The following is a 19693-nucleotide window of genomic DNA, read 5'->3' as shown; positions in this document are numbered from 1 at the left end:
TGCCATGAGTCTGGTAAGTACAGAACGCAATGGAGAGCACCGCTACGCTGTCATTACGATGCAGCGCCCGGAGAAGCTCAACGCATTCAACACCGAATTGCTGAACGACCTCTTTGCTGCACTAGCCGAACTCAAGGACGATGACTCCATCTCCGCAGTCGTCGTGCAGGGTGCCGGTGGGAATTTCAGTGCAGGTTACGACGTCGTGACGAGCTACACCGCTCCCACGGCCTATCAAGACTGGCGCAAACTCCAGAATGCAGTGGACCTGTGGGAACGAGTGTGGCGCTACCCAAAGCCGATCATCGCGGCGGTCGAGGGGCATTGTCTGGGCGGAGCGACGATGTTTGTCGCCTGTGCTGACCTCGTTGTCGTCGCCGACGATGCGAACATCGGGTGGCCCTCGATTCCCCTCGGCGGTGGTCTGCTCAGTCCCGTCTCTCTGTGGCACGTCGGTATGCGGAAGGCGAAGGAACTGTCATACATCGCTGGCAACAGTATGTCTGGCGCGGAAGCCGCGGACCTGGGGTGGGCGAACCGCAGCGTGCCAAAGGGTGAGGTGGAAGAGGCTGCGACTGTGCTGGCGCGCAGGGTCGGCAAGACACCGCTGGATCTTCTCTACCTCAAAAAGAACGCGCTCAATCGGGTATTCGACCGACAGGGCTTTGTCGAGGCATTACGGTCCGGTGCTGAGTGGGATTCAATCTCACACACCGCCGAGTCGATCGATCAGGTAAAGGACCAGATGCGTGAGCTCGGCTTCCGAGGGGCGATCAAGCACTTCACTGAAGGCTGACCAGCACGCGATCCCGCGTGTCTGTGGAATTACAAAGGAGTAATCACATGCGATCGAGATTCAAGTTAGGCGTTGCACTGCCTCTTGCTGTGGCGACGACGGTCATCCTGGCCGGATGTTCGAAGGCAGACAACGGCGGAGGCGAAGGCGGAGGTGGCGAGGGAATCGAGGCTGGTGCCTCTGCGGAGGAATACAAGAAAGCCTTCGAAGACGTCGAGCCGATCGAACTCGACTTCCAGGTCGCCTCGGCCAATCCGGAATCCTACGCGTCGTTGCGTGACCAGAAATTCGCCGATTCCCTCGAGGAATGGTCCGGCGGAAAGATCACGGTCAATATCCATTACGCGGGAGCGATTGCCGCACCGACTGATGTGCCGAGCGCCCTTGTTGATGGCCGTCTCGATCTTGCGCATTACTACACGACCTACGAGCCTCAACAGATGCAGGCTTTCGTGGACATGACCTCCTCGATGGTCCAGGTGCCCAGCACTCCGCTGCAGGGGGAGATTGTCACGCACGCCGCACTGATGGAGGTGGCTTTCAATACCCCGGAGATCCTCGAGGAGTTCGAGAGTCGTGGGATGCATGTGATCAACCCTGCGAACCCGAACGGCAATCCATCATTGGTTTGCAACTCGGAACGCAAGAGCCCTGCAGACTTCCGCGGTGCGCAGATCCGCGGTAACGCAGAGTCGCACCAGCGGGAGATCGAGTCGCTGGGGGGTACTGCGACGACAATCGAGCTTGCGGAGGGGTACGAGGCGTTCCAACGCGGAATCCTCGACTGTTCGCTGCAATCGCCAGGTACGGCGATTGCAGCAAGCTGGCTCGAGGTGGCACCACATGTGTACTTCCCCCAAGAGCAGAGCTTCGCCTCAGGCCCCGGCAGTCTCGTAGCCGGCCAAGCGTGGGAGTCGATACCACTGGTAGCTCGGCAGCTCATGTTCGACCTCCAAGAGGAGTACATGTCCGGGGAGCTGTACAACTCCCTCGAATCGATCCGTGACACGGCGGATGTCGCCGCGGAGAATGACGGAGAGGTAAACTTCCTCGATTCCGCGTCCGAAGAAGCCTTGTCGAAGGCGAACGAAGCACTGCTCGACGATGTCGCTGGAACCGACACCACGGACGGTGAGGCGCTTAATAAAGCTGTGGCCGAAAGCATCGACAAGTGGACTTCGATTTCCGAAGAGCTTGGATATACCAACGACGGAGGATTCGACGACTTTCCTGACTGGTACAAAGGCAGCGACGATTTCGAGGATCGTTCCTACCTCGAGCCTATCGCCGAGCGAATCTACGATGAGATCGTTCTTCCCAACCGTCCCAGCTGATCCGAAGTCATGATGTCTTCGGGTTCCATGCGATCAGACAGCTTGGCGGCCACGACCCGCAGCCAGAAGACCGACCATGAACATGTTCTGGCCACACGAATGGAGTGATCTCGGGTGATTCCCTCGCTCACCGGCAATGTCCCGACCGACAAGTTGGGAACGGTCCTCATGCATGAGCACGTTTTCGTGCTTAACGCAGAGCTCATGATCAACTATCCGGAGTTATTCCCCGAAGATGAAATGGTCGATCGGGCGGTTCGGACGCTTACCGAGGTCGGGCAGTCCGGAATCGATACATTCGTCGACCTCTCTGTGATGGGGACCGGGCGGAACATTCCGGTCCTCAAGCGGATCGCCGAGCAGGTCGATCTTAATATCCTCGTGGCGACCGGCTGGTACACGTATTTCGAAGCCCCTGCCTTCGCCAACCTCAATGGCCCGGGCCGATTGTTCGACGGCCCCGACCCACTTGCGGAGATCTTCATTCGCGACATCCGCGAAGGGATCAGTTCTACCGGGGTGCGTGCGGCAGTCCTCAAGTGCTCTGCAGACAAGTTCGGTGTGACGGAGGGGGTGCGCATCATCATGCAGGCAGTGGCTGATGCTCACCTTGAGACCGGTACACCGATCATGACCCATTCCAGCCCAGCGCACGATACAGGTTCTCTCCAACAGGACTATTTCGAATCCCGTGGAATCGACCTCGCCAGCATCGTCATCGGACATGTGGGAGATACCGATGACATCGATGTTCTGCGGCGCATCGCTGATCGTGGTTCCGTGCTCGGGATGGATCGATTCGGACTCGAGTCCCAACTACCTTACGAACAGCGAATCGACACTGTCGTGCGCATGTGTGAACTCGGCTACGCCGACCGTATGGTCTTGGCAACTGATTCATCGGTCTTCAGCATGAACTTTCCCGATGAGCATCGAAGAACGAACCTTCCACTCTGGGATGCGCGAGTTGTGATGCCGCGCATCGTCACGGACATTCGTGCTCGAGGTGTCTGCGATTCTGATATCGATCAAATGATGCGCATCAATCCGAGACGTATCCTCGGCGTCGGCAGCAACGAGGAGTCTGTAGGCGCAGCCGAGTCTTGAACGCAATATTCCAACAGCTGACACTCTTCCGACGTGAAAATGAAAGGACCGATCACAGTGAATGATTTCGACAGCAATGAGTTCCGACGCGTCATGGGCGCGTTCCCCACCGGAGTCGTCGTCGTGACTGCGACTCACGGCGATGGGGCCGGTTTAGCAATGACCGTAGGGTCTTTCGTATCTGTGTCCCTGGATCCGCCTTTGGTGGGGTTCCTTCCGACGAAGACTTCGTCGTCGTGGGCCGCGATCCGGGCAAGCGGAACGAAGTTCGGAATCAACGTCTTGGGTAACACCCAGGAAGATATCTGCCGTGCTGTCGCTCGGCGAAAGACCGACAAGCTCGATGGGTTCGGGTGGACGACGTCCCCGCTGGGCAACCCCCGGCTCGACGACGCGATTGCCTTCATCGACTGCGATACAGAGAGTATTTACGACGGTGGCGACCACGATATCGTCATCGGACGAGTTCATTCTTTGGAGACTGTCAAGAACAACCTCCCACTGCTATTTTTCCGCGGCGGCTACGGATCTTTCCGCCCAAGTTCGATGGCAGTCGGCGTAGGTATTCCCGCAGCTCGTCTAGCCGGGTTAGACATCGTCCGACCTTACCTGGAGCGACTCTCCGGCAGTCTCAGTACTGAAGTCATGGCCATGTGTCGGGTGGATGAAGACCTGGTCACTGTGGCGTCTGCCGGCAATTCGATCCGAGGCGGTCGATCCTCTCGAGTCGGACGTCACGTTCCATTCATGCCTCCGATCGGCGGCGTGTTTGCGGCCTTCGGCGGCCCGGATGAGGAGAAAGCTTGGCTATCAAGTATCCACGACGACCCGGACGGCTCGGCGATTCATTCATTCGAGCAGGTGGTTGAGCGAGTTCGTGAGACCGGATATGCGTTCGGCATCGGACACGAGGCGGGGGCTGCCATTGAGCTCGCCTCGGACTCCGCGAACAAGGCTCACACCTCGGAAGAACGTCGGCATCTCATGTCGACCATCAACGCCGCGTCTCACACGTTCAACAACACCGATGTCAGACGCGGCGAGGACTATGAGTTCCATTCTGCTACTGCGCCGATCTTCGACAAGGACGGAGACTGCGTCTTCTCCATGACGGTCTGGGGGCCGTCTTCGGGCACCATGTCTGGTGCCGATGTGCTTGCGACTATCGACAAGCTCACCCGTGGAGCCGAAGCCTGCTCGGCAGAACTCAAACGCGCGAAAGGCCGTCTGTGAGCTCGACACCTGACTACACACTGTCTTCGTTCGAAGATCTCGTCGTCCTCGAACTGGCACATATATACAACGGACCGTACACGGGACTCATGTTTGCCCACCTCGGCGCCGAGGTGATCAAAGTCGAGCCTCTCACTGGGGAGAAACTGCGGGGGCGTGCGCGAGGCGCATCTGACCCACAAGAGTTCATCATGCTGAACTCGAATAAGAAGAGCATCGCTCTCGACCTCAAGAGCGAGGAAGGGCACGAAACGCTCATGCGGTTGGTAGAAAAGGCCGACGTTTTGGTCGAGAACTACGCACCCGGGGCGCTCGAGCGGCTGGGCCTAGGCGTCGAAGCACTGCACGTACGCAACCCTCGGCTCGTTATTGCCTCTGGCAAGGGATATGGATCCACCGGGCCTTACTCTTCGATGTCTGCCATGGACCTCACTGTCCAAGCGATGTCCGGCACTATCGCTACCTCCGGCTTCTCCGACGGCCCCCCGGTCAAGGCTGGACCCGCATTCAGTGACTTCTCCGGTGGCATTCATCTGTTTGCCGGCGCCGTCGCAGCACTTTATGACCGAGAGAAGACTGGCAAGGGGCGCGTCGTCGAAGTGTCGATGCATGACACGATCTACCCGATGCTCACCTCTGCGCTAAGCGGGCTCTACAACTATCCGGACCGTGATCTCCCACAGAGGACGGGGAACCGACACTCCGGTTTGGCGATGGCTCCGTACAACGTTTACCGCGCAGCTGACGGGTGGCTTGCGATCATCAGCGCTTCAGAGGAGCACTGGCGCGGCGTGTGCACAGCTCTGGACAGAGGCGATCTCGTCGAGGACGAGCGATTCCTCACCGTTCACGATCGAGCCGACAACATGGAAGAGCTCGACACGATTCTCACTGAAGTCATGATGACCTTCTCCCGTGAAGAGCTGAGACAGCGTCTCGAGACGCAGAAAGTTCCGTGCGCTCCGGTGAAGGAACTACGCGAGGTAGACGATGATCCTCATCTCATTGAGAGGGGGATGATCCGCTACGTCGACCATCCGGAATATGGTCGCCGCCCGACGGTAGGAAATCCTCTGCGCTTCTCAGAGGAGGTGAATGAGCGTCCCCTCACAACGCCGCCCACACTTGCTCAACATCAGGAAGAAGTGCTGGGTCGGTTGCTGGGGATGCTTCCCGAGCAGGCAGCAATGCTGCTCGAACAATAATTGATGAGGGCTATCGCGCCACGCGCTACTTCACCATGAACTCACCAGGATGGTTGAATTGGGTATGGTCGGTGCAGCCATACTCGTTCAATGGTCCCTGGAAGATAGGACGATACGATGCGCGAACGGGGTGGGCGCCCAGCGTCTCCTCACGGAGTCGATGGCGCTGATGCTGCCGCAGCAGCCACCGGACTGCAGGACAGGAGAGAGCTACCAGTGAAGTTCCCCGCAGCAGTCGACGCAGATGTCGACAATATTGTCCGGGCGCTCAGTGTCTGGGCGGGTGCTCCACCACAGCCAGCACCGAAGAATAAGAGAGGCGAGAGGACGCGCGAACAGCTGTTGGACGCGGCAACCTTGGCTTTCGTCCGCAACGGCTACGTCGACTGCGCAGTCGAGGACATCATTCAGGAAGCAGACATCTCTCGGGGGACCTTTTACGCCCACTTCAAGAGCAAGAAGGCAATCTTCGCAGCGATCATCGAGAGATCCATCGAATCTCGACTGATGAGCACGGATGTCAGAGACGTCGACGTACCTTTGGTGCGCGACCGGATTGAGGCCTCAGTTCGAAAGTTCCTGGACTCGTACAGTCGCTCACTCGGGCTCTCGACTGTGCTCGAGCAGGCGGCTTACCACGATCCGTCGTTTCGACAGATCCGCCTCACTATTCGTGACAGCTTCGGACGACGCATTGCGAAGGGCATCCGTCGCCAGCAGGCTCGCGGTATCGCTGACCCCGAGGTCGATCCCGCCGAGGCTGGTCTCGCGATCGTGTCGATGATGACGTACTACGCGTCGACAGAGATCGGCTGGCGGGGCCGGGCGCCGAGCGAGGAGATGGTGGAGATGCTCACCCGCTTCTGGATACGGGGAATCGGATTGGACGAGACTGCCGAAGTTGACGCAGTCTGACCTCAGCTCTTCAGCCCTCTCATCGAGATAATCAGGACTGTACGCGATTGCACGCCGGGCCACGGGGATACGTTTCACAGAGAGTCGAAAGTATAGGCCCAGCCTATGGGGCCTAGTGATGATTCGATCTTGTTCGACTTCTCTCGTGGTGGAACTGTAGATAGCACCTCGTCAAAGGAGATGACTCGATGCAGCCAAAGAAGACACCACCGGAGAAAGCAGTCACCGGCACAATGCGAAGTGCTCACAAACGCGGAGTGAATCCGACGAAGCGTGACTGGGTGATTGTGGGACTCCTGTTGGTCTTCTTCACCCTCAACTTTGCTGATAAGGCCTCTATCGGGTTCAGCGCCAGCCAGATCAAAGCAGACCTGGCAATTGGAGACGCAGAATACGGGTTGCTCAGCAGTGGCTTTTTCTGGCTTTTCGCTGCCGGAGCGGTCGGCATCGGAGCCCTATTTCGATGGGTCAACCTGCTGTGGGGAGCGCCGGTTCTCATGCTCGCGTGGGTGGCTACGATGATACCGCTGACCATGGAGACTAGTTTTCTCGTTCTCTTTCTGTCGCGGATGGCCCTCGGATTCTTCGAGGGACCTGCTCATGCATTGTGCCAGGGGATTGTCGCTGTCAGATTTTCGCCTCAGAAGAGGGCTCTGGCCGGCTCGATCGTCAATGCAGGATCTTCCCTGGGCCCGTTGCTCAGTGCTCCGGTTCTGACCTGGGTGATCATTCGCTTCCACTGGCATGCAGCATTTTTGGTACTCGTCATAATCGGACTTGTCTGGGTACTTATATGGCTGATGACAAACCGAGGACGTCTGCAGATGTTCAATTCTCGGCTCCCCGAAAGCGAGCGGGCCCTTCTCGCTGGTCGGGAGGAAAACACTGATGCGAACGAGGATATTCGAGTTCCTTTCTACACCTATTTCCGGCTTGGATCTTTCTGGGGTCTCGCGATTCTGAGTTTCGGTGGGTATATCATCACCTCACTCAAGACTTCGTGGCTTCCTGTGTTCATGCATGAAGGTCTTGGGTACTCACAGGAGGCGACCGGAGTTCTCGTCACAATCCCCTACGCATGTGCAGTCGTTGTGCTCATATCATCAGGAGCCATATCCGGGTGGCTGCTGACCAAGGGATTCACCTCGAAAGTGGCTCGCAGCTATCTCACGGCAGTCCTTCTCATCTTCGCCGGAGTCTGCCTTATAACTTTCAGCGGGATCGACCATGGTTGGCCACAACTTGTACTCGTAGTCTGTGCCTTCTCAATCAACAGTGTGGCCTTTTCAACGGCTTTTGCCGGAGCTTCGGATTTCTTGCCAGCAAAGCATCGAGTCGGCTTTTTCGGCTGCATCATCGCCGTCTACAGCGTCGCCGGAATCCTCGCACCCTATGTTGTGGGCATCATCGTCGATCGTTCAGACACCGTCCAACACGGTTACTCGTTTGCTTTCCAAGTTGCAGGTTTCGCAATTGTCATCTGCGCGCTCATCGGTGGCTACCTGCTCGACCCCGAACGGTCTCGTCGTGTGCTTCTGACGATCACCGCCCGGCGAGAAGGCCGCTTGCGGGCCGCCGGCTGTGAATCACTGTCCGCCGACTCCAAGGATATGGGGCAGGCGCCTACCGCGCGCGAATGAACCCGTGAAATTCAGTACACGCGAATATCGAAAGGACCCTTATGAGCCTCACCGCCTTCCAAGGCCTGACAGTTCTTGACTTAGGCCAGTACATCTCCGCGCCGATGGCGGGGCAGAACCTCGCAGACCTCGGTGCACGTGTGATCAAAATCGAGGCGCCAACCGGCGAGCAGGCACGAACGATTGGTGTCTTCGGCGAGGCAATCGTCGAAGCGTGCAACCGCGGCAAAGACAGTATTGCGCTCGATCTCACTCTCGAAGACGATCGCGCGCAGCTTCAGACGCTCATTGCCTCTGCCGATGTGCTTATCCACAATTTCCTCCCGCGCACAGCGCGGAAGCTCGGTGTCGACTGGGATACGGTCTCAGAACTCAATCCACGTCTGATATGTGGTGTCGCCTCTGGTTTCGGGCGGCGAGGGCCAAACCGAGAGACACCCGGCCTCGATATCATGGCGCAAGCAGAATTCGGCATCATGGGGGTTACTGGTGAAGCCGAAGGGCAGCCACAGCGGGCCGGTTTCGCAGTGTCAGACGTGCTCGCATCGCATTCGCTGACAACCGGAATCCTCGCTGCGATTCTGGAACGGAATACGACTGGTCGGGGCATTCTGGTAGAGACCTCGCTCATGGAGGCAACAGTCCATGCCCAGGCAGTGCAGTGGGCCGAGTACGCGATGACTGGAAACTCTCCACGGCGAAAAGGCAACGGTCAGCCAACGGCCGCACCTGCGGCGGACGTCATTACAGTATCTGACGGTGAGATCGTCGTCTCGGCCTACACTCGTTCGAAGTGGGAAGCACTATGCAATGTACTCGAACGTCCCGAACTTGCTGTTGATCCCCGTTTCATCTCGAACCCGCAGCGTGTGGCCAACCGAGAGAGTATGCTCGACATCCTCCATGCCGCATTTGGCCATCTGACCACTGCCCAGGCTATCGACCTCCTCCGCTCGGCAGGGATCGTCTGCGGTCGGATCCGAACGCTTGACGAGATTATCGGCGATCCGGATCTCATCGCCAGCAACCTGCTTACGAACATCGATCTTCGCGGCGAGCAAGGCGCACAGGCAGCAGGACTCCCGAGCTTGCCTGTCGTGTTCGACGGTAAGAGATCCGTTGCGCATGGTCGGGCACCTGCGGTGGGCTCAGCGCCGACAACTAATGCCTCGACCCATTCTGTACCTGCCAGTGCGCCGTCACCGGTTCAGTGACCCAATCCAACGACTACGAACCTCAGAACAAAAGACCGGAGTGGAACCTAATGATCGATCCTGCCGTCAAATCGATGAGTTTTAATCGATATCTCGCGCATATCGCCGAACTAACTTCCGAGGTGCTTATTCCGGGTGAGGAAGAGCTCGTCGCCGCGGGAGCGGTACCGCAGAGAATCCTTAACCGCATGATCGATGCCGGGCTATTCGGCATCTCCATTCCGCGAAAGTCGGGAGGACTCGGCTGGTCGATGGAAGAGCAGGTGCGGCTGACCCTGGAATTCACCCGTGCCTCGCTGGTCTATCGCTCGCGATTCTCTACCGTGATCGGATTATGCTCTCAAGGGCTCATCGACCACGGAACACAGGAACAGCAGGAGTCCCTGTTGCCGTCTATGGCGGCTGGAGAGACGGTCACTGCTTTTGGGCTGACCGAACCGGAAGCTGGATCTGATGCACAATCGCTGCAGACCCGCGCGGTTCGAGTCGGTGATGAGTGGCTTCTCAACGGTAGCAAGCGGTTCATCACGAACGCTGCTTGGGCAGACCTGCTTTTCATCTTCGCACGGACAACAGAAGGAATCAGTACATTCCTCGTGCCCCGTGATACTCCAGGTGTCAGTACAAGAGCGGCCGATACCATGAACGGTCACGCCGAGGCGCCTGTCGGGGAGATCGAACTCGCTGAAGTGCGGGTGCCTGACTCAGCTCTTGTCGGTGGTGTTGAAGGCAACGGGATGCAGATGGCACTTCGCGGTATCAATCATGCCCGCCTCCACGTCGCCGCGACAGCGGTGGGTCAAGCGACCCGAATGCTCGAAGAGACTGCCCACCATGTCAACTCCAGGCACCAGTTCGGAGGATCGCTAGCCGAGCTCGGAGTCGTGCAAGACAGTCTCGGTGCATGCTTTGCCCAGCTGGAGGCAGGGCGTGCGCTCACTCTCGAAGCCGCAATCGCCTTTGACTTAGGAAAGGTTCCACGGCATCGGATCTCGGCAGCGAAACTCTTTTGTACCGAGATGGCAAGCCAGGTCGCAGACACTTGTGTGCAGCTGTTGGGCGGAGATGGCATAGTCGGCCGTCATCCGGTACCGAGGATGTGGCGAGACGTGCGGGCATTGAGGATCTATGAAGGCTCGTCTCCCGTGCACCGCAGGAACCTTGGTCGCGCAATGGCCAAAGAATCACGCTTGCACGATCGTCTCCCGGACTCCTACCGCATCGACCGACGTTGAGAGTTCCAATAGCTGGATCCGGAGATTGATCTGGGAAAATCGAGACTCACTGTGGCAAAGACTGGGGTAGGAAATGGAACTGAGGCAGCTCGAGTACTTCATCGCCGTCATTGACAATGGTGGGGTCGGGCGCGCCGCACAGGCCCTGCACGTAGCGCAACCGACGATATCCCAGGCACTTCGTGCCTTGGAGCGTGAGCTCAACGTGGAGCTGTTCGTGCGAACCGGCCGAAGACTCATCCCGAGTACCGCAGGACTGGCACTCGCTCCGGATGCCAGAAACACCCTCGGCGGCGTTCTCGCCCTTTCTGACCGTGCGAAAGAGATACAGGACGCTCGGACAGGAGTCGTGACAATTTCGACCATGCCCGAGCTGTCGAGCGATGCAGTTGTCTCCTGGGCCTCCGAATACATCCGGCGGCACCGGAACTTCCACTTCGTGTTTTCCGAGGAGCAGAGTTCGACGGGGCTCGTCTCAGCAGTGGAAAACGGACAGTCGGAAATGGGATTCAGCTCGTTTCCGATAGAACACAACGACAGCCTCGTCCATGAAGAGCTTTCCACACAGAGGCTTCTGTTGGTCGGACCACCGAACAATCAGGAACTCCGGGGAATTGCCGATTCGAACGGGCTCATTTCAGTCGATGAGCTGCCCGACATTCCGATTGTGGTTTCGCACCTTGCGAACATGGAGAACACCATGGTTTCGGCAGTATTGGGCGGCACGAACCCGAAATTCTCCCCTCACGCCGTTGTACCCAATCGCCTGACGCAGCTGTCATTCGTGATGTATGGCGAAATGTTCACGTTCTTGCCGTTACGTATGGCTATGGACGCCTGCCGGAGTGGTGCGCAGATTTACGAGACCTCACCGATAGTGAAATCGTCGTTCGGCATTCTGCATCGTTCAACCGGGCTGAGTTCCGCGGCGAGCCAACTAGTTGAGGCGTGCAGGTCCTCGCTCGGAGAGTGGAACAGAATCATCGACAGTGCGTATTCAGAACAGGGCTCCTACGCTGCCGCAGTGCGCAGTCTTGCATAGTTGAGCTGCTCAGGCGCTTTCGACCTAGGACGCTCTGTTGGCGAATTCGACCCGCGTCAAACGGATGCAATTGCGTGCGGACAGGGGTGGGGCGGCCCGCGCGGCTTCTACGCTTCCATCTTCGGATACGGACCCGACAGACCCGACAAAGACGCGAAGGCATAATGACATCACCCGGGAACTGCGGCATACGATGCGAAGAGATGCCGGAACGAGAGTCTGTCGCAGACGCTGCGCCCGACTCGTGCCCGCGACATGGGCATTTCGACGGAGATAGTCTCGCAACGAAGGAACACACTATGGCAGTGAGCAGCGAAGAGCAGATGATGATCGACACGGTCGCCGAGTTCGTCGACCACGACGTCAAACCCCACGTCAACCGTGTCGAGCACGCGAACGAATACCCCGAAGCCTGGATCCAGACGATGAAGGACATGGGCATCTACGGGCTTGCGATCGACGAACCCTGGGGTGCGGGGAAGGTCTCGACCGAGGCCTATGCGCTCATCACCCAGGAGCTCGCCCGCGGATGGATGTCCCTGGCCGGAGCCATGGGCGGGCACACCGTTGTCGCGAAGCTCATCCAGGAATACGGCACCGACGAACAGAAAGACACCTACCTGCCGCGCATGGCCACCGGCGAGCTGCGGGCGACCATGGCGTTGACCGAACCCGGCGGCGGCTCCGACCTGCAGGCGATGCGCACGAACGCAGCCAAAGACGGCGACGACTACGTCATCAACGGCTCGAAGACGTGGATCACCAACGCCCGGAAGTCCGACCTCATCGCCCTGCTGTGCAAGACCGATCCGAACGCCGAGCCGCGGCACAAAGGCATCTCAATCATCCTCGTGGAGAAGGGGGAGGGCTTCACGGTCTCCCAGGACCTCTCGAAGCTCGGGTACAAGGGCGTGGAGACTTGCGAACTCAACTTCGAGGACCTCCGCCAGCCGCAGTCGCAACTGCTCGGCGAGGTCGAGGGCATCGGGTTCAAGCAGATGATGAAAGGTCTGGAGATCGGACGTATCCAGGTCGCCTCCCGGTCCTTGGGTCTCGCTCAAGCTGCACTCAACGATGCGGTGAAGTACTCGCAGGAGCGCGAGTCCATGGGCAAGCCGATCTGGAAACACCAGGCCGTGGGCAATCAACTGGCGAAGATGGCGACGAAACTCGAGGCTGCCCGGCAGCTCGTCCTTCATGCGGCGCGGACCTATGACTCGGGGGCACGGGTCGACATGGAAGCAGGCATGGCGAAGTACTACGCCTCCGAAATGGCCGCCGAGGTGGCCCTCGATGCGATCCGGGTCCATGGAGGTTACGGGTACTCCACCGAATACGACGTTGAACGGTATTACCGTGATGCCCCGCTGATGATCGTCGGCGAAGGCACGAACGAAATCCAACTGAACGTCATCGCCAAGCAGCTCATCGGGCGGAACAAGGCCTGAGAACGAGCACGGGAGGAGAGCCATGAGCAGCGACATTGTTGAACTTCAGGAATGGGTGGGAAAGACAACCGTCGCCGAGGAGGTGGCTTCGGGGGAGAGGTCCGCTCGCTTGGCCTCCCTCCTCGGTCACGAGGGTGATCCGACCGTGCCATTGCACCCTCTCGGGCACTGGCTGCACTTCTCCGAAGACGACGTGTCGATGAGCGAACTCGGCGCCGACGGGCATGTGAAGCTCGGTGGGTTCATGCCTCCCGTTCCGTTGCCCAGGCGCATGTGGGCGGGCAGCGAGCTGACGTTTCACGCTCCGGTCCTGCCCGGGCAGACGATATCGCGGACCACTACGATCGAGTCGATCACGGAGAAGACCGGCAGCACAGGATCTCTGTGCTTCGTCGTGCTGTGCCACGAGGTGTCCGCTGATGGGGTTCTGGCCACCACCGACCGGCACACCATCGTCTACCGAGAGGTCACCTCGAAGCCCGCGGGATCAGCGGCAGCACCGCCACGACCGGACTCGCCAGAACCGGAGGGCTGGGATTGGGCCGAGAGCGTGCGGCCGAACGAAGTCATGCTCTTCCGATACTCGGCGCTGACCTTCAACTCCCACCGAATCCACTACGACTATCCGTATGTCACCGAGGTCGAAGGGTATCCCGGCTTGGTGACGCACGGGCCACTGACCGCGACTTTGTTGCTGGACGCGTTCATGAAGAACCACCCCGAGGCCACGGTCACGAGCTTCGACTTCCGCGCGAAGTCACCCCTGTTCGCAGGCGAGCAGATCCACCTCGTCGGGCGGGCCACGGGGGAGAACACCCCCGAACTCGAAGCCATCGCCCCCGGTGGCAAGACCGCCATCGCGGCGACCGTGACGACCGCCGAAAGCTGAGGAGCACCCATGTCAGAGACTCGACCGGCACCGCTAACCGGACTCACCGTCGTCGAGATCTCAGCGTTCGTCGCAGCCCCCTTGGGCGCGATGACCTTGGCGCAGCTGGGCGCCGACGTCATCCGCATCGACCCGATCGGCGGCAACATCGACGCCAACCGGTGGCCGATCAACCTCGGCTATATCGCCGAGGTGCAGGCCACTGGCAAGACGCGTGGGCCGCTGGGCAATGGGCTCTACGATGCGTACGGACCGTCGTTCGAGACTTCTGACGGTCGGCAGATCATGGTCGCGGTCATCTCGAATAAGAATTGGCGTGGTCTGGGCAAGGCGACCGGACTGACCGAGAAGCTTGAGAGGATTGGGCCGCTGTTGGACGTCGACCTGTCGACGGAGGGCGGTCGGTTCGAGGCGTGTGAGGCCATCGATGCGGTGGTGCGGCCGTGGTTCGCTGCGCACACCGTCACCGAGGCGGCTGCCGCCTTGAGCGAGGCCGGAGTGCTGCAGGGAGGGTCCCAGACGTTTGAGGAACTCGTGAAGTCTGATCCCCGTTGTTCGTTGGAGAACCCGTTGTTCTCTGAGATTGATCAGCCCGGGGTTGGGACTGTGATCGCGCCGCGGGTGCCGCTGGTGTTCTCGGGGACGCCGGCTGCTGCGGTGGTTCCTGCTCCGTCATTGGGCGGAGATACCGCCAAGGTGTTGAGCTCGGTCTTGAGTGCACGCGCGAATTGGGCGTCTGAGAAGTGAGTTAGCGGGATAATGACATGACTGTGCGGGGAAGCCAGCTTGGTTATTTGTAATCGGCATCGGCGCGAATGTTTCTAGTTAGGATCTAAGGGTTCTGCTCCCGAGGGAATGCGAGATTCTTCGTCACGTATGTGTTGACGTCTGTCAACGATGGTCCAGATTTCCAGGGGAAGCCATGCGACTACCAGCATCAGGCTGAGGGTTACAAATATGACGCTGTAAACAATTCGAGCAACGGTTGTCCAAAGAAAGCTTATGAGGGCAGAAGTTAAGTTGGACATCCAGTGTTTTAGGCCTATCAAGGCCAACAAGGTCGTGAGTGCAAGCAGACCCAAAAAAGCTTTCACGGCAGTGAATGCCCAGTCGGTAAAAACGCTACCGGCAAGCAAGGGGGCCGGGCCGATTTGGACAGCCGCGAAGAACAACAGCCAGACGGTATTTGGCCAAGGCGAGATGGCCATCATGTTGCCGCGGTGCTCAAATTGTCTGATATCAAGTGGCCCACCTAGCAGGATATACAAGCCCATCAATGTGATCATCGCTCCGACTACCTGCAGAACCAAGGATTGCCAGTAGAACGATTGAAACTGAATCCCTGGTGGCGCATGCAATCCAAAATATTCAGCCGGGCCGTCTGCGCCGAATGCATAGAGGATTTCAGAAATGAGTTCACTCGGACGTGAACTCTGCAAAACTGAACATATCGCCAACACTGCGGCAGTCCAGGACACAAACATGAAGATCGCGCTTCCATCTCTGTGAATTTTGCGACCAAATTCCAAAGCGGCATTTGCTGTAGCGAACATGTAAGTCCCTTCGCAGAGTCGTTGCTTGTGGTGCAAGCGTCCCTTACGCCACTGACATGGACCAGTGTCCGTGCCGGCGACCAATGGGTGTGACTATGGAAGGTCGAAACTCTAAGGGAGCGTCAATTCTGAGGCGCATCGTGATTCATGCATGTTGTGCCCTAACCAACAAATCTATTGAACACTCTAGAACGTTGACGGGTGAGGTCGCGATCGATCAGTCGGGCAGATAGCTCTGTGGGTAGAGAGACTGTTCCCGGGGTTCGCTGCATGACGATATGCGCGAAGATTAGTTGCGTGAATCAGTAGGTAGATGCTGCTATGTCGTATGGAACGAGACCGCAACTGGTAGGTACCAAGTACTGGTAGTTCTGGCCACGTCTTCGGTGTGAACCGAGGGCCCAGTGGATAGGCTGTAAGTGACTTCGTCCCACAAGCAGGAGCCCTGGCAATGAAGAAGGAAATCAACGTCGTTGGCGCCGTCGTAACCAATGACGGAACGGTACTCGCAGCTCAGAGAAGCGAAAACATGTCGTTGCCAGGCATGTGGGAGTTCCCTGGAGGCAAGATTGAACCGGGCGAGACTCCCCGGACTGCACTGGTGAGAGAGATGAAGGAAGAGCTCCTGTGCACTGTCGAGATCGGCGACCAAGTCGCTTCAACTCGACATGAATACGACTTTGGATTCGTTACGCTGACGACCTTCTATGCGACGTTGGTCGAAGGTGCACCACAGCTCACCGAGCACTCTGAGATCCGATGGATTGATGCGGCCAATTTGGATTCTGTCGAATGGGCGCCAGCCGATGTGCCCGCAGTCGAAACAATCATGGCCGCGTACTCAACTCAGGGACGGTAAGCGTGGAGCTCGTTCCTGACCTGATTCGGCACGACACGTCGTTTGGATTCCTCGATAAGTCCGGTGCTGCCGAAAAGCTCTTCAACCCGCTGTTGGTCTCTAATCACGAGTCCAACACCATGTACAAGACCATCCTCGAAGAGCTGCGCAGGTCGAAGAGTTTCACCTTCTCGGTAGCTTTTGTCAGTCCTGATGCCATCGCGTCGCTGAAGCAACCGCTAATCGAGTTTCAAGGCCGAGGCCGAGGCCGAATCATCACGTCCACGTACCTCGGTTTCAATTCTCCGGCGTCATTCCGTGAACTAGCGAACTTGGCGGACATCGGGATCGAAGTGTTGGTCTATGAAAATGGGCGCCAAGGCTTTCATCCGAAAGGCTTCATCTTTGAACAGGAACACGGCACGACTGCCATTGTCGGTAGCTCTAACCTCACTTCACTGGCGCTCAAACGTAATCATGAATGGAATCTGAGATTTTCAGCGTTGCCCGGTGGTGACATAGTCGAGCAGTTGAGCCAGACAATCGACACCCAACTTGCGGCATCGACTCCACTCACCGAGGAGTGGATTCGCCACTACGAAGAGCAGTACGTCCCGCCTCGGGCCAGTCAGTCTGTGTCCGGTGTTCTTTTTCCTGGAGCGGGCGAACTATCGCAGATCCGCCCAAACACGATGCAGGCGGAGGCGCTGGAGGAAATCGCTAAGGTGCGAGCATCCGGGGAGAAGAAGGCTCTGGTCGTCTCTGCGACCGGAACAGGTAAGACGATTCTTGCAGCCCTCGACGTAAAGGCTGTCGATCCCGAGAGAGTTCTCTTTGTCGTCCATCGGGAGCAGATTCTCGATCGTGCGATTGAAGAATTCAGCAAGGTGCTCAATCTGACCAGCGCCGACATTGGGAAATTTGTTGGGGCGCGGAAAGAGCTGAACCGTCGATTCGTCTTCGCAACAGTCCAGTCGCTCGGGACCCTCGAGAAGCTTCACTCAATTTCTCGAGACTACTTCGACTACATTCTGGTCGATGAAGTGCATCGTGCCGGCGCCACCATGCATCAGAGCATCATCGGGTACTTTGAGCCCGATTTCATGCTGGGGATTACAGCTACGCCCGAACGTACCGACGACTTCAACGTCTACAGCCTTTTCGACTACAACGTGCCCTATGAAATTCGGCTTCAGAAGGCGCTCGAAGCAGACATGCTTGCACCCTTCCACTACTACGGAGTCACAGACTTCGAAGTCGACGGCGAAGTCATTAGCGACGCAACAAAGCTCAGCACCCTTGTCGCTCCCGATCGCGTCAACCATCTGCTGAAAGCGATCGAAACTTACGGCCACGTCGGAGACGCCGTCCGCGGTCTCATGTTTTGCAGTCGAAAAGACGAAGCGATCGAGCTATCGTCAATGCTCAATCAGCGGGAGATCCACGGTCGTCGACTCCGGACGAGAACCTTGACTGGTGATGATCCGGTCCCAGTACGCGAAGCTGTCGTCAGTCAACTAGAGACCGGGGATCTTGATTACATCATCACGGTGGATGTGTTCAACGAAGGCATCGACATCCGTACGGTGAACCAAGTTGTCATGCTGCGTCAGACGCAATCCAGCATCATCTTCACGCAACAGCTGGGTCGTGGTCTACGGAAAGCGGCTGGCAAAAGCCACCTCATTGTTATCGACTTCATCGGCAACTATGCCAACAACTTCCTCGTTCCAATCGCTCTCTTCGGCGACAGCAGTCTCAATAAGGACTCCATCCGCAAGAAAATGATCGAGGCTCAAGACGTGGGCGCAGTCTCAGGACTCTCCAGCATCAACTTTGATGCCATTGCTAAGGAACGGATCTTCCGGTCGATTGCGACAACGAGACTCGATAGCCTCAAGAATCTCCAGCAGTCCTTCAGGGACCTTCATACTCGGCTCGGACGACCGCCTCTCCTCATCGACTACGCTCGGTTCGACGTTGTCGACCCGGTCGTCATTGCTGGGGCGAAGGGCAACTATTGGAACCTACTCAATAGTTTCAACGTCGGCGAAGAAGTACCGACACCTGCCGAGGACAAGGCACTGACATTCATCAGTTCTGAGTTCCTCAACGGTAAGCGACCACACGAACTGCTTCTCCTGCAGCATCTTATAGAAACGCGATCTTCCACATCTGAAATTGGCCTCCGTCGGATACTAGAGAGTGCTGGAGCGAGCGCGGATCAAGCGACCATCGCATCGTTGGAAAGAGTGTTCAACCTGGAATTCTTCACCGAGGGTGATCAAAAGAAGTACGGATCGCCAATTATTGAGTGGAGTCAGGAGAGAATTGCGTTCACTAGCGAGTTTGGTCGATCGCTCGACGAGAGTCCGATGTTCAGCGATCACGTGAAGGATGTCGTCGACACCGGCTTGTTCCTGTCTCGGCACCGCTACCAGTGGGATAGACAATTGGAAGTGGGCAAGAAGTATTCGCGAAAGGACGTCTGCCGCCTGCTGAATTGGAAGAGTGACCAAAAGGGCACGATGTATGGGTACAAAGTCGACGTGTACTCGAACAGTTGCCCAATCTTCGTGACGTATCACAAAGATGATGAAGTCTCGGCAAGCACTTCGTACGAGGACTCCTTCCTCAGCGAAAACACTCTTCGTTGGTTCACGCGAAGCAAAAGAACTTTGCAGAGCAAAGAAGTCCAGGCGATCGTCGGGAATCATATTCCCCTCTACCTCTTCGCGAAAAAGGACGATGCAGAAGGCACCGACTTCTACTACTTGGGCCAGGCGACGTCGTCGAAACCTGAACAAACGAAGATGCCGGGCGATGGCGGCAAAAGGCTCGATGTTGTCACCATGAATCTGAACCTGGAGTCTCCCATCGAGCTGGCTCTCTACGACTATTTGACGACTGGTCCAGCGCTGTCCGATGAAGAGCAAGTTTCGCAGTCCACGGTGGAGCCCGAAGACCAAGGCCGTAAGTTGCATAGCGAACAATACATAGATGACGAGCCCTCAACTACTCTGTTCTGAAATGGGCGAGCGTCGCGAGGACAGAAGCGAATTCCGAGAGGTACTTCATTCGCGAGGTCTGGCTGCTCGTGCCCATCTGAAAATCAGACAGTGACTATCTAGAACGACTGTTGGTACTGGCGAACGAGCGTCACTAGGCTCAAAATGTCCTAGCTGCACGCTCCCCATGCTAAATGCGTTGGAGTAGCTCGCACGCTATAGCTGCTCGTCAGAGC

16 protein-coding genes are annotated in these 19693 nt (G+C 57.6%); 15 read left to right on the top strand and 1 reads right to left on the bottom strand.

Translation table 11 applies throughout. The features are described 5' to 3' along the window. Window positions 1-4: 4 nt before the first annotated feature. The 13 genes from ACH82I_RS09670 (at window position 5) to ACH82I_RS09610 (ending at window position 14805) form a co-directional block, all read left to right on the top strand. Window positions 5-796 (top strand): enoyl-CoA hydratase/isomerase family protein, encoded by a 792-nt coding sequence (locus tag ACH82I_RS09670; protein WP_230745263.1) that lies wholly within the window; start codon window positions 5-7, stop codon window positions 794-796. 47 nt (window positions 797-843) lie between these two features. Then, a complete protein-coding gene (dctP, locus tag ACH82I_RS09665; protein ID WP_230745261.1) occupies window positions 844-2130 on the top strand; it encodes a TRAP transporter substrate-binding protein DctP in 1287 nt (428 codons plus the stop codon). Between the two features lie 114 nt (window positions 2131-2244). Beyond that, window positions 2245-3237, top strand: a complete 993-nt coding sequence (locus tag ACH82I_RS09660) for a phosphotriesterase (protein ID WP_230745259.1) — start codon at window positions 2245-2247, stop codon at window positions 3235-3237. 57 nt (window positions 3238-3294) lie between these two features. Next, window positions 3295-4470, top strand: a complete 1176-nt coding sequence (locus tag ACH82I_RS09655) for a flavin reductase (RefSeq protein WP_230745258.1) — start codon at window positions 3295-3297, stop codon at window positions 4468-4470. Further along, a complete protein-coding gene (locus ACH82I_RS09650) occupies window positions 4467-5675 on the top strand; it encodes a CaiB/BaiF CoA transferase family protein (RefSeq protein WP_230745257.1) in 1209 nt (402 codons plus the stop codon). Before ACH82I_RS09655 ends, ACH82I_RS09650 begins: the two co-directional genes overlap by 4 nt. A gap of 216 nt (window positions 5676-5891) precedes the next feature. Continuing rightward, window positions 5892-6590 carry a TetR/AcrR family transcriptional regulator gene (locus tag ACH82I_RS09645; RefSeq protein WP_413332199.1) on the top strand — a complete coding sequence of 233 codons (699 nt, stop codon included), beginning with the start codon at window positions 5892-5894 and terminating at the stop codon, window positions 6588-6590. A 188-nt stretch (window positions 6591-6778) separates the two neighbouring features. Beyond that, window positions 6779-8230, top strand: a complete 1452-nt coding sequence (locus ACH82I_RS09640; RefSeq protein ID WP_413332197.1) for an MFS transporter — start codon at window positions 6779-6781, stop codon at window positions 8228-8230. 41 nt (window positions 8231-8271) lie between these two features. Next, entirely contained in the window at window positions 8272-9444 is a 1173-nt protein-coding gene (locus ACH82I_RS09635; protein ID WP_413332195.1) for a CaiB/BaiF CoA transferase family protein, read from the top strand. Further along, the gene (locus ACH82I_RS09630) at window positions 9441-10679 is read left to right on the top strand and encodes an acyl-CoA dehydrogenase family protein (RefSeq protein WP_413332193.1); all 1239 of its coding nucleotides are present in this window, start codon (window positions 9441-9443) and stop codon (window positions 10677-10679) included. The genes ACH82I_RS09635 and ACH82I_RS09630 overlap by 4 nt, the downstream gene beginning before the upstream one ends. 73 nt (window positions 10680-10752) lie before the next feature. Next, complete coding sequence (locus tag ACH82I_RS09625; protein ID WP_413332191.1) at window positions 10753-11721, top strand: LysR family transcriptional regulator; 969 nt, start codon at window positions 10753-10755, stop codon at window positions 11719-11721. 299 nt (window positions 11722-12020) lie between these two features. After that, window positions 12021-13169, top strand: a complete 1149-nt coding sequence (locus ACH82I_RS09620) for an acyl-CoA dehydrogenase family protein (protein WP_413332189.1) — start codon at window positions 12021-12023, stop codon at window positions 13167-13169. A gap of 22 nt (window positions 13170-13191) precedes the next feature. Beyond that, a complete protein-coding gene (locus tag ACH82I_RS09615; RefSeq protein ID WP_413332187.1) occupies window positions 13192-14058 on the top strand; it encodes a MaoC family dehydratase N-terminal domain-containing protein in 867 nt (288 codons plus the stop codon). Window positions 14059-14067: 9 nt separating this feature from the next. Further along, window positions 14068-14805, top strand: coding sequence for a CoA transferase (locus ACH82I_RS09610; RefSeq protein ID WP_413332184.1), 738 nt, complete (start codon window positions 14068-14070; stop codon window positions 14803-14805). Window positions 14806-14879: 74 nt separating this feature from the next. On the opposite strand, the gene ACH82I_RS09605 is transcribed toward ACH82I_RS09610, so the two are convergent. Then, on the bottom strand, window positions 14880-15611 hold the full coding sequence (locus ACH82I_RS09605) for a hypothetical protein (protein WP_413332182.1): 732 nt from the start codon (window positions 15609-15611) through the stop codon (window positions 14880-14882). A 451-nt stretch (window positions 15612-16062) separates the two neighbouring features. On the opposite strand from ACH82I_RS09605, the gene ACH82I_RS09600 reads away from it, so the two are divergent. Together ACH82I_RS09600 and ACH82I_RS09595 are read left to right on the top strand one after the other, a co-directional pair. Continuing rightward, on the top strand, window positions 16063-16470 hold the full coding sequence (locus ACH82I_RS09600) for a (deoxy)nucleoside triphosphate pyrophosphohydrolase (protein ID WP_413332180.1): 408 nt from the start codon (window positions 16063-16065) through the stop codon (window positions 16468-16470). Between the two features lie 2 nt (window positions 16471-16472). Further along, a complete protein-coding gene (locus ACH82I_RS09595) occupies window positions 16473-19478 on the top strand; it encodes a DUF3427 domain-containing protein (protein WP_413332178.1) in 3006 nt (1001 codons plus the stop codon). The last annotated feature ends 215 nt before the right edge of the window (window positions 19479-19693 follow it).

This window comes from Brevibacterium sp. GP-SGM9 (assembly GCF_047300845.1).
In the GTDB taxonomy this organism is placed as follows: domain Bacteria; phylum Actinomycetota; class Actinomycetes; order Actinomycetales; family Brevibacteriaceae; genus Brevibacterium.
Note: the sequence above shows the minus strand (reverse complement) of the source record. Positions and strands in the feature narration are given on the sequence as shown.